The organism is Marinomonas arctica (genome assembly GCF_003259225.1).
Classification (GTDB): domain Bacteria; phylum Pseudomonadota; class Gammaproteobacteria; order Pseudomonadales; family Marinomonadaceae; genus Marinomonas; species Marinomonas arctica.
Genome location: NZ_QHJF01000110.1, coordinates 1 through 308, shown reverse-complemented (window position 1 = coordinate 308; position 308 = coordinate 1). Strand labels below are relative to the sequence as shown.

The 308-nt window shown below is 47.4% G+C and carries 1 protein-coding gene; it reads right to left on the bottom strand.

The genetic code is table 11. The annotated features are described in order from the left end of the window. Nucleotides 1-308: GGDEF domain-containing protein (locus tag DK187_RS21045; protein WP_162623588.1), on the bottom strand; the 308-nt coding region annotated here is incomplete at both ends.

Sequence of the window (308 nt, the reverse complement as noted above, 5' to 3'; positions counted from 1 at the left end):
AAGTCTTGGTAATCGGTCACACCACTACTAATGGTAAAATGCGGAATGTGGTCTATTTTCAAAGTGGCGATGCTCTTACGCAATTGTTCCGCCAGCGTCGCCGCATCGGCCAAACGAGTGTCTTTTAACAAGATAGCAAACTCTTCGCCCCCCACCCGGCACAATACATCGGTTTCTCTGAGCCGTTTTCGTAAGGTAGTCACCAGCAACTTCAGCACGTTATCCCCGACATCATGGCCGTAGCTGTCGTTGATTTTCTTAAAGTGGTCAACGTCCAGTAAGATCAAACTAAAATGATGACCTCGGTT